The sequence below is a fragment of the Tumebacillus flagellatus genome (genome assembly GCF_000714935.1).
In the GTDB taxonomy this organism is placed as follows: domain Bacteria; phylum Bacillota; class Bacilli; order Tumebacillales; family Tumebacillaceae; genus Tumebacillus; species Tumebacillus flagellatus.
In genome coordinates, this window is the sequence record NZ_JMIR01000032.1 from 21311 (window position 1) to 31931 (window position 10621).

The following is a 10621-nucleotide window of genomic DNA, read 5'->3' on the forward strand; positions in this document are numbered from 1 at the left end:
GAAAATACCCTTCCCAAGCAGCGCGCGCGAAAAAAGCAGCAGGGGGCCGCGGCGGACGAGCAGGCGGCGCAGACCGCTTTGCGGGCAAAGCGAAATTCGTCGCGGGCGACGAGGGCGGCGAACGCGAAGAGCGCGGCGCTCGCGGCGGGCGTGCCGGATTTGACCGCGGCAACCGCGACCGTTTTGAGAATCGGGGTGAACGCCAAGAGCGCCGCGCCCCGCGTGCGGAAGAGGCGGCAGCGAACGCCAACGAGCAAGTCGAAGGCCGTCACCCGGTGCTGGAAGCTTTGAAAGCGGAGCGCACGATCAACAAAATCCTCATGGCGGAGGGCGCAACCGGCTCGTCGGTCATGGAGATTCTCTCCAAAGCGCGCCAAGCTTCCATCGTCGTGCAAACCGTGCCGAAGAACAAACTCGATCAAATTTCCGAAGGCCGCAACCACCAAGGCGTTATCGCCTACATCGCGGCAAAAGATTATGTGGAGCTCGAAGACATCGTGGCAGCGGCGAACAACTCCCCGCGTCCGGGCTTGATCATCGTGCTTGACGAAATCGAAGACCCGCACAACTTGGGCTCGATCCTGCGTTCGGCGGACGGCGTCGGCGCACACGGCATCGTCATCCCGAAACGCCGTGCCGTTCCGCTCACCGCAACCGTCGCCAAGGCGTCTGCCGGCGCGATTGAGCACATTCCGGTGGCGCGCGTGGCGAACATCTCGCAAGCGATCGAATCGCTCAAGAAGATGGGCTACTGGGTCGTCGGCACCGATGTGGACGGCGAGAAGCTCTATCACCAAGTCGACATGACCGTCCCGACCGTGCTCGTCATCGGCAACGAAGGCAAAGGGCTCGGAGAAGTCGTCAAAAAACGCTGCGACCATCTCGTGCGCCTCCCGATGATCGGACAAGTCCAATCGCTCAACGCGGGCGTGGCAACCGGCATTTTGCTCTATGAAGTGCTGCGCCAGCGCGGCGAGAAGCGCTAGGCAGCCTCTGCGATCATGCGTGAAGTCCTCATCGTTGACGGGTACAACATCATCGGGGACTGGCCGGAACTGCGCGCTCTGAAAGCGCAGAGTCTGGAAGCGGCGCGGGATCAACTGCTGGACGATCTCAAGGAGTATCGGGCGATCACCGGGCGCGAGGTGATCGTCGTCTTTGATGCCCACTTAAAACGCGGCGGGCAGACGGAGGAGCGGGTCGGAGGCGTCCAGTTGCTGTACACGAAGGAATTGGAGACGGCCGACGAACTGATCGAGCGGCTGGTCTATGAGTTGGAACGGGAGAAAGTCCGCCGCCATATCTTTGTGGCGACAAGCGACTATGTCGAGCAACAGGTGACGTTTGGCGGCGGGGCCCTCCGCATCTCGGCGCGCGAACTGCGCATCGACGTGCAGGAGGCGAAGAAGGAAATCGAAGAGAGGGTGGAAGACTTGACTCCGGGGTCCAATCGCCTTGGAAATCATTTGTCCCCCGAAGTTCGGGAAATGTTCGAAAAGTGGAGAAGGAAATGACGGAAGTTAGCAATTGACCCTGCTAGATTACATAAAGTATAATAGTCTCATTCTCGGCGGCACGCCTATAGTCGGAGGGATGAGAGTTGGCTAGTCATGTAACTACAGGTCAATCGATAGACCTCGAAGTCATGTCCGACGAGGACTTAGTCGAACTCGTCCGACAGGGCGACGACGAAGCGCTTGAACACCTGATCAATAAGTACAAGAACTTCGTGCGCGCGAAAGCACGCTCCTACTTCCTCATCGGTGCGGATCGCGAGGACATCGTCCAAGAGGGTATGATCGGCTTGTACAAGTCGATCCGCGATTTCCGCGATGATAAACTTGCCTCTTTCAAGGCATTCGCCGAACTGTGCATCACTCGGCAAATCATCACCGCAATCAAGACCGCTACCAGACAGAAGCACATCCCCTTGAACTCCTACGTTTCCCTGGATAAACCGATTTACGACGAAGACTCAGACCGCACGCTCCTTGACGTGATTTGCGGCTCCCGCGTCACCGACCCGGAGGAGCTGATCATCAACCAAGAGGAATTCGACGACATCGAAGTCCGCATGGGCGAGATTTTGAGCGATCTGGAGCGCAAAGTTCTCATGCTCTACCTCGACGGCCGCTCGTACCAAGAGATCGCCGTCGATTTGAAACGTCATGTCAAGTCGATCGACAACGCCTTGCAGCGCGTGAAGCGAAAGCTGGAACGCTACCTGGAAGTGCGGAATGTCAATTAAATTGACTACTTGCGTTATGTTGACCGTTGTGGTATACTGTTTTTTGTCGGCTGAGGGAAGCGTTTTTTGCGAAACTCGGACCCAGCCGATCCTATCGCGGGGTGGAGCAGTTGGCAGCTCGTCGGGCTCATAACCCGAAGGTCGCAGGTTCAAGTCCTGTCCCCGCAACCAACCGTTTGTACATGAGAGAGAGACACGCGAGAGTGCGTGTGTCTCTCTTTTTGTAAGTATAGGTTGGCAAGATCTTGGATATCATGCATAAGGTGACAGGTTGACACGGACTTGTTGGTATGCTAATTTAGATAGGTATCCATGTCTTAATGGAATAGTATGAGTATAAAAGCATCCAATTAGTAGGAGGTGTCCATAGATGCGCGTGAACGTTACTCTTGCTTGCACCGATTGCAAGCAACGCAACTACATCACCAAGAAGAACAAGAAGAACAACCCGGACCGCATCGAGTTGAAGAAGTACTGCAAGTTCTGCAACTCTCACACTGCGCACCGCGAAACCCGCTAATGGTGTAGCACTCGGACAAGGGGTGAACACGTATGGCAGGATCATCTACGGTCGCAACTGAAGCCAATCAAGAACGTCGCCCGAACTTCTTCAAGCGAATCGGATACTACTTCCGAGACTCTTGGGGCGAGTTGAAGCGCGTCCGCTGGCCGAACCGCAAAGAGCTGTTGAGCTATACGAGCGTGGTGCTTGGCACTTGCGTCTTCATGATTCTCTTGATCTTTGCGTTCGACCTTGGCGTCAGTTATCTGTTGCGCCTTCTCGGCTTGGACAAGTAAGGACAAGCCGAAACACACTTACCAAACTTAGGGGGGAAGGGCATCCTGCCCTCGCGTACATGGAACAGTTGGAGAAACGCTGGTATGTCGTCCATACCTATTCTGGTTATGAAAACAAGGTGAAAACGAACCTGGAGAAACGTGTCGTCTCCATGGAGATGGAAGACAAGATCTTCCGCGTCCTCGTCCCTGTGGAAGAGGAAACGGAAATCAAAAACGGGAAGCAGAAATCCGTTATGCGGAAAGTTTTCCCGGGCTATGTCCTCGTCGAAATGATTATGACCGATGACTCTTGGTACGTTGTGCGTAATACGCCGGGTGTCACAGGCTTTGTGGGTTCTACGGGCGCCGGTTCCAAGCCGACCCCGCTCATGCCGTCTGAAGTCCGCACCATTCTTAAGCAGATGGGCGTGGATGCTGCAGCGCGTAAACCCGTTGATTTTGCGCTGAAGGAAGCGGTGCGCGTCACCGACGGCCCGTTTGCCAACATCGTAGGGTCAATCGAAGAGATCGACGCCGATCGGGCGAAGCTCAAGGTTTTGGTCTCGATGTTCGGACGCGAAACCCCGCTCGAACTTGACTTTGATCAGGTCGAGAAGCTATAATCTACTTCGGTTAAAGTTTGGTCTATCATGGTCCTGCCATCGTAGACCTGTTTTTAGTGGGAGGGGCTTCTGTTCCCGTTGAACCACATTCTTTCTAGAAGGAGGTGTCTGTTGTGGCTAAAAAGGTTATGAAACTCGTGAAGCTGCAAATTCCGGCAGCGAAAGCCACCCCTGCACCGCCGGTTGGTCCGGCTCTCGGTCAGGCTGGGGTAAACATCATGGGGTTCTGCAAGGAGTTTAACGCTCGTACCGCAGAACAAGCGGGTCTCATCATTCCGGTTGTTATCACCGTGTATGAAGACCGCTCTTTCACTTTCGAAACGAAGACCCCGCCGGCTGCCGTCCTGCTCAAAAAAGCAGCAGGGATCGAGTCGGGTTCCGGTGAACCGAACAAGAAGAAAGTTGCAACCGTTAAGCGTGATAAGGTCCGTGAAATCGCGGAAACCAAAATGCCCGACCTCAACGCAGCGAATGTTGAATCCGCTATGCGTATGGTCGAAGGTACTGCACGCTCCATGGGCATCATCATCGAAGACTAACCCTCTTCGATTTTCTTCGCGGGTTGGCGGGGTCGTGACTCTGCCAACCCTTATTCGTGGGAGGTTTTTTCTACCGCTATAACCACATGAGGGAGGTAACTTTCAAATGCCGAAACAAGGTAAGAAATATGCAGAAGCTGCGAAGCTCGTGGACAACAACGTTCAATACGAGCCGGCAGAAGCGCTCGAGCTGGTCAAGAAAACCGCTCGCGCAAAGTTTGACGAAACCGTCGAAGTCGCTTTCCGTCTGGGCGTAGACCCGAAGAAAGCTGACCAACAAATCCGTGGTGCGGTTGTACTGCCGCACGGCACCGGTAAAACCCAACGCGTCCTCGTCTTTGCAAAAGGCGAGAAAGCGAAGGAAGCGGAAGCGGCAGGCGCTGATTTCGTGGGCGAAGAGGACATGATCAACAAGATCAACCAAGGTTGGTTCGATTTTGATGCTGTCGTCGCAACCCCGGATATGATGGCATCTGTTGGTAAGCTCGGTCGCGTGCTCGGTCCGAAAGGTCTGATGCCGAACCCGAAAACCGGTACCGTCACCTTCGACGTAACCAAAGCTGTCAACGAGATCAAAGCGGGTAAGATCGAATACCGCGTCGACAAGCAAGGTAACATCCATGCTCCGATCGGCAAGATCTCCTTCGATAACGAAAAACTGCTGGACAACTACAACACCCTCCTCGACACCATCGTGAAGGCGAAACCGGCTGCTGCGAAAGGTACCTACCTGCGCAACATCACCCTCTCCTCCACCATGGGCCCGGGCGTGAAAGTAAACCCGCAGAAGTAAGGGTTTGTACCCAACCAGCAATTTCCGCTTTGACTTTCAAAACCAAGCATGATAAGATATGTCCTGTTGCAACTGAATATGCTGCGACCGTAGACAGCGGGTGCGCAAGCTGAATGGCTTCGCTTAATACCCCGCCGAGGACGAACATCGATTCACCTTGGTTGTGAAACGTATGCCCTCGTAGGTCAACTGCGAGGGCTTTTGTCTGCGACGACATCAAAATAGGAGGTGTAACGATGGGTATCCGTGAAGAAAAAGTAACGATCGTCAACGAAATTGCAGAAAAACTGCAAGGTTCCGTTTCCACGATCATTGCTGACTACCGCGGTCTGACCGTTGGCGAAGTCACCGAACTCCGCAAGCTTCTCCGTGACGCTGGCATCGAGTTCAAAGTTCTGAAGAACACCATGACCCGTCGCGCTGCTGAGCAAGTCAACTTGAGCGAAGTCAACGAATTCCTGACCGGCCCGAACGCAATCGCGTTCTCCAAGGATGACGTTGTCGCTCCGGCGCGTATCCTCAATGATTTTGCAAAAACCCACAAAGCTCTCGAGCTGAAGGCGGGCATCATTGAAGGTAAAGTCATCGGTACTTCCGAAGTTCAAGCTCTGGCTGAACTGCCGAGCAAAGAGGGTCTCCTCTCCATGCTTCTCTCCGTTCTCCAAGCTCCGATGCGCAACTTCGCATACGCAGTTTCGCAAGTGGCAGAGAAACAAGAAGCGTAAGCAATTTCTTGCGTAACAAACAAAACTACAACCTATTAGGAGGTTTTTCTCAATGTCTCACACCGCTGATATCCTTGAAAAGATCAAAGGTATGTCCGTTCTCGAACTGAACGAACTCGTTAAAGCAATCGAAGAAGAATTCGGCGTTTCCGCTGCAGCTCCGGTTGCAGTTGCTGGCGGCGCTGCTGCTGCTGCTGTTGAAGAGCAAACCGAATTCGACGTCATCCTCAACAACGCTGGCGCTTCCAAAATCAACGTTATCAAAGTCGTTCGCGAACTGACCGGCCTGGGCCTCAAAGAAGCGAAAGAAATCGTTGACAACGCTCCGAAGGCGCTGAAAGAAAAGATCTCCAAAGAAGAAGCAGAAGCTATGAAAGCGAAGCTCGAAGAAGCTGGCGCTTCCGTAGAAGTGAAGTAATTTCACTTTTGCTCCTCAAAAAGCACCCGGCCCACGCGGTCGGGTGTTTTTTTACATACGAGGCAGCTACTAGAAGTACTGGAAAATGGGTAACCTAATGTAGGTGAGGGAGGGTGTGCGCCCGTGAGTGACCACTATTATTCGAACAAACCGACGGTTGAGCATGACCTGCGCGCCATCCGCGTGACATTGCGGGGGCAGGAATTTGTGTTCTGGACGGATGCCGGAGTGTTTTCGAAATCCGGCGTGGACTTTGGCAGCGATCTGTTGATTGAAACGATGGAGATTCCGGACGACGCGGACGTTCTCGATGTCGGGTGCGGCTACGGGCCGATCGGTCTGACGGCGGCAAAGCTTGCCGCAAACGGTCGGGTCACGATGGTGGACGTGAACGAACGCGCGGTGGAGTTGGCGCGCCGCAACGCACAAGCCAACGGGATTTCCAACGTGGAAGTGCTGGTCAGCGACCGCTATGAGCAAGTGCAAGGACGCCGCTTTGACGTGATCTTGACCAATCCGCCGATCCGGGCGGGCAAGCAAGTGGTGCATTCGATTTTTGAAGGTGCCGTAGATCATCTGACGGACGGCGGCGAGCTGTGGGTGGTGATTCAAAAAAAGCAAGGCGCGCCGTCTGCGAAGAAGCGGTTGGAAGAGTTGTTCGAAGACGTAGAAGATGTCGCGCGGGATGCCGGATTCCGGATTTTCCGTTGCCGTGGTCCGCAAACCAACCCTTAGAATCTGTGCCAAGAATTTGTTGACACGCCAGATTCGTTGTTGTATAGTTGTTTAATGCGTAATCCTACACTGCATGCTTTGTCTCTGTAGGGGGTATGGTTTGCAGGGTTTCTGGTTACGAATGAATATTACGTGGTTTACCAAGAAATGTGTTTACATAGCGTACTCGCATTTTATTTTTTTGGTATCAAATGTCGACCAAAGGTATGAGGGGTGACAGATTTGAAGGGACAACTAGTGCAATACGGCAAACGGCAACGCAGAACCTATGCGCGCCTCGAAGAAGTATTGGAACTGCCGAACCTGATCGAGATCCAGCAGAAGTCCTATCAATGGTTTCTTGACGAAGGTTTGAAAGAGATGTTCCAAGACATCTCTCCGATTCAAGACTTTACGGGGAACCTGGTCCTGGAATTTGTGGATTACAGCCTGGGGGAACCGAAATACTCGGTCGATGAGTCGAAGGAGCGCGACGTAACCTACGCTGCGCCTTTGCGTGTCAAGGTCCGCTTGATCAACCGCGAGACCGGTGAAGTGAAGGAGCAGGAAGTCTTTATGGGTGATTTCCCGCTGATGACAGACACCGGTACGTTTATTATCAACGGTGCCGAGCGTGTCATTGTCTCCCAGCTGGTTCGTTCCCCAAGCGTCTACTTCAATACCAAGATCGATAAAAACGGGAAGAAGGCGTACACCGCGACCGTCATCCCGAACCGTGGCGCTTGGTTGGAGTTGGAGACCGACGCGAAGGACATCATCTATGTCCGCATCGACCGTACGCGGAAGATCCCCGTGACGGTGCTTTTGCGCGCATTGGGCTTCTCGACAGACGCTGAGATTCTGAACTTGCTGGGTGAAGACGAGTTCCTGCGCAACTCGCTGGACAAAGACAACACCGAGAACACGGAGAAAGCGCTGCTTGAGATCTACGAGCGCTTGCGTCCGGGCGAACCGCCGACTCTGGAGAACGCCCGCAACTTGCTGATTTCCCGCTTCTTTGATCCGAAGCGCTACGACCTCGCAAACGTCGGCCGCTACAAGATCAACAAGAAGTTACATATCAAGAACCGTTTGCTCGGCCAACGTCTGGCTGAGACGCTGATCGACCCGACCACCGGCGAGATCATCGCGGAGGCGGGTTCCGTTCTGGATCGCCGCTTGCTGGACAAAATCCTGCCGGCGCTTGAGAACAACTCCGTCAACTACGTGGATTACAAGTCCACTTCCGGTGTCGTGGAGGAAGAGAACATCCGTTTGCAAGAGATCAAGATCTTCTCGCCGCGTGAAGACGGCAAAGTGATCAAGGTCATCGGCAACGCCAACGTCGACAAAAACGTGAAGCACATCACGCCGTCCGACATCTTGGCATCGATCTCCTACTTCATGGACCTCCTGCACGGCGTCGGCAACACCGACGACATCGACCACCTCGGCAACCGCCGTCTGCGTTCGGTCGGTGAATTGCTCACCAACCAGTTCCGCATCGGTCTCTCCCGGATGGAGCGCGTCGTCCGCGAGCGCATGTCGATCCAAGACGCGAACGCGATCACGCCGCAGGCGTTGATCAACATCCGTCCGGTCATCGCGGCGATCAAGGAATTCTTCGGCTCCTCGCAGCTCTCGCAGTTCATGGACCAAACGAACCCGCTGGCAGAACTGACGCACAAGCGTCGTCTCTCGGCGCTCGGCCCGGGCGGTCTGACCCGTGAGCGCGCAGGCTTCGAAGTCCGCGACGTCCACCATTCTCACTATGGCCGGATGTGCCCGATCGAGACCCCGGAAGGTCCGAACATCGGCTTGATCAACTACCTCTCCACGTATGCGCGGATCAACGAGTACGGCTTCATCGAAACTCCGTACCGCAAAGTAGACCCGGAGACCCTCCAATTGACCGACGTCGTCCACTACATGACGGCGGACGAAGAGGATAACTACGTTATCGCACAGGCGAACGCAGGCATCGACGAGAACAAAAAACTCATCGACGAGCAAGTTGTCGTTCGCTACAAGGAAGAGACCCTGCTGCTCGCGCCGGAGCGCGTCGACTACATCGACGTCTCGCCGCGTCAGGTCGTCTCCGTCGCAACGGCTTGCATCCCGTTCCTTGAGAACGACGACGCCAACCGTGCGCTGATGGGTTCCAACATGCAACGCCAAGCCGTTCCGCTCCTGAAGCCGGCCGCTCCGTTTGTCGGCACCGGGATGGAACACAAAGCAGCGAAAGACTCCGGCTCCACTCTCGTCTCTCGTCACGACGGTCTCGTCGAGCGCGTTGCGGCGAACGAAGTTTGGGTTCGTGAGCAGAAGAACGTGGACGGCCGCCTGGTCAACGGCGACCTGCACAAATACAAGCTCCTCAAGTTCACCCGTTCCAACCAAGGGACCTGCATCAACCAGCGTCCGATCGTTCAGCAAGGTGAAACCATCACCAAGGGCACGATCATCGCGGACGGTCCGGCGACCGACAACGGGGAACTGGCTCTGGGCAAGAACGTCATCGTCGCGTTCATGACCTGGGAAGGGTACAACTACGAGGACGCGATTCTCCTCTCCGAAAAACTCGTCAAGGAAGACGTGTACACGTCGCTCCACATAGAGGAATACGAAGCGGAAGCGCGCGACACCAAGCTCGGTCCGGAAGAAATCACCCGCGACATCCCGAACGTTGGCGATGAAGCGCTGAAGAACCTCGACGAGCGCGGCATCATCCGCGTCGGTGCCGAAATCGACGCTGGCGACATCCTCGTCGGCAAAGTTACGCCGAAGGGCGTCACCGAACTGACGGCAGAAGAACGCCTCCTGCACGCCATCTTCGGGGAAAAAGCCCGTGAAGTCCGCGACACCTCGCTGCGCGTACCGCACGGCGGCGCCGGCATCATCGTCGACGTCAAAGTGTTCACCCGCGACAACGGCGACGAACTGCCGCCGGGTGTCAACCAGCTCGTGCGCGTCTACATCGCGCAAAAGCGCAAAATCTCCGAAGGCGACAAGATGGCAGGCCGCCACGGGAACAAGGGTGTCGTCGCCCGCATCATGGCGGAAGAAGACATGCCGTTCCTTTCCGACGGCACTCCGGTACAAGTTGTCCTGAACCCGCTGGGCGTCCCGTCGCGGATGAACATCGGTCAGGTTCTGGAGACCCACTTGGGCATGGCAGCTCGTTACCTCGGCATCCACGTCGCAACGCCGGTCTTCGACGGCGCGCGTGAATCCGACGTGTTCGACACCTTGGAAGAAGCGGGCTTGCCGCGCGACGGCAAGCAAGTTCTGTACGACGGCCGCACCGGTGAACCGTTTGAAAACCGCGTCACCGTCGGTTGCGTGTACATGCTGAAATTGCACCACTTGGTTGATGATAAAATCCACGCACGCTCCACCGGTCCGTACTCCCTCGTCACCCAGCAGCCGCTCGGTGGTAAGGCGCAGTTCGGCGGTCAGCGCTTCGGGGAGATGGAGGTCTGGGCGCTCGAGGCATACGGTGCCGCGTACACCCTCCAAGAGATCCTCACTGTCAAGTCGGACGACGTGGTCGGCCGCGTGAAGACCTACGAAGCGATCGTCAAGGGCGAGAATGTGCCGGAACCGGGCGTTCCGGAATCGTTCAAAGTCTTGATCAAAGAACTGCAATCGCTTGGCATGGACGTCAAGATCCTCTCCGAAGACGAGCAAGAGATCGTCATGCGTGAGAGCGATGAAGAAGACGATTCGGGCGAGAAGTTGAACCTGAATTTGAGCGCGCGTGAAGTCGGCGAAGAGTAAG

At 55.4% G+C, this 10621-nt stretch carries 11 protein-coding genes, 1 tRNA gene, 1 pseudogene and 1 other annotated feature; all 13 genes and pseudogenes read left to right on the top strand.

The annotated features are described in order from the left end of the window. Nucleotides 1–251 precede the first annotated feature (251 nt). Nucleotides 252–986 (top strand): annotated as a pseudogene (rlmB, locus tag EL26_RS18120) (23S rRNA (guanosine(2251)-2'-O)-methyltransferase RlmB); the annotation flags it as partial. Nucleotides 987–1001: 15 nt separating this feature from the next. Next, nucleotides 1002–1514, top strand: coding sequence for an NYN domain-containing protein (locus EL26_RS18125; protein ID WP_038092220.1), 513 nt, complete (start codon nucleotides 1002–1004; stop codon nucleotides 1512–1514). A gap of 86 nt (nucleotides 1515–1600) precedes the next feature. Then, nucleotides 1601–2248, top strand: a complete 648-nt coding sequence (sigH, locus tag EL26_RS18130; RefSeq protein ID WP_081857319.1) for an RNA polymerase sporulation sigma factor SigH — start codon at nucleotides 1601–1603, stop codon at nucleotides 2246–2248. A 95-nt stretch (nucleotides 2249–2343) separates the two neighbouring features. Next, nucleotides 2344–2419 (top strand) — tRNA-Met (locus EL26_RS18135). Nucleotides 2420–2618: 199 nt separating this feature from the next. Then, on the top strand, nucleotides 2619–2768 hold the full coding sequence (gene rpmG, locus EL26_RS18140; protein WP_038092222.1) for a 50S ribosomal protein L33: 150 nt from the start codon (nucleotides 2619–2621) through the stop codon (nucleotides 2766–2768). Nucleotides 2769–2800: 32 nt separating this feature from the next. Next, complete coding sequence (gene secE, locus EL26_RS18145) at nucleotides 2801–3046, top strand: preprotein translocase subunit SecE (protein ID WP_052036546.1); 246 nt, start codon at nucleotides 2801–2803, stop codon at nucleotides 3044–3046. A 68-nt stretch (nucleotides 3047–3114) separates the two neighbouring features. Continuing rightward, a complete protein-coding gene (nusG, locus tag EL26_RS18150) occupies nucleotides 3115–3651 on the top strand; it encodes a transcription termination/antitermination protein NusG (protein ID WP_038092400.1) in 537 nt (178 codons plus the stop codon). A 113-nt stretch (nucleotides 3652–3764) separates the two neighbouring features. After that, complete coding sequence (rplK, locus tag EL26_RS18155) at nucleotides 3765–4190, top strand: 50S ribosomal protein L11 (RefSeq protein WP_038092224.1); 426 nt, start codon at nucleotides 3765–3767, stop codon at nucleotides 4188–4190. A gap of 106 nt (nucleotides 4191–4296) precedes the next feature. After that, nucleotides 4297–4983, top strand: a complete 687-nt coding sequence (rplA, locus tag EL26_RS18160) for a 50S ribosomal protein L1 (RefSeq protein ID WP_038092227.1) — start codon at nucleotides 4297–4299, stop codon at nucleotides 4981–4983. A 69-nt stretch (nucleotides 4984–5052) separates the two neighbouring features. After that, nucleotides 5053–5197 (top strand) — a sequence feature (ribosomal protein L10 leader region). 22 nt (nucleotides 5198–5219) lie between these two features. Beyond that, nucleotides 5220–5708 carry a 50S ribosomal protein L10 gene (gene rplJ, locus EL26_RS18165; RefSeq protein WP_038092229.1) on the top strand — a complete coding sequence of 163 codons (489 nt, stop codon included), beginning with the start codon at nucleotides 5220–5222 and terminating at the stop codon, nucleotides 5706–5708. 52 nt (nucleotides 5709–5760) lie between these two features. Beyond that, nucleotides 5761–6126, top strand: a complete 366-nt coding sequence (rplL, locus tag EL26_RS18170; RefSeq protein WP_038092231.1) for a 50S ribosomal protein L7/L12 — start codon at nucleotides 5761–5763, stop codon at nucleotides 6124–6126. A 123-nt stretch (nucleotides 6127–6249) separates the two neighbouring features. After that, the gene (locus EL26_RS18175; protein ID WP_038092233.1) at nucleotides 6250–6861 is read left to right on the top strand and encodes a class I SAM-dependent methyltransferase; all 612 of its coding nucleotides are present in this window, start codon (nucleotides 6250–6252) and stop codon (nucleotides 6859–6861) included. 222 nt (nucleotides 6862–7083) lie between these two features. Then, complete coding sequence (gene rpoB / locus EL26_RS18180) at nucleotides 7084–10620, top strand: DNA-directed RNA polymerase subunit beta (protein WP_038092236.1); 3537 nt, start codon at nucleotides 7084–7086, stop codon at nucleotides 10618–10620. Nucleotide 10621: the final 1 nt, after the last annotated feature.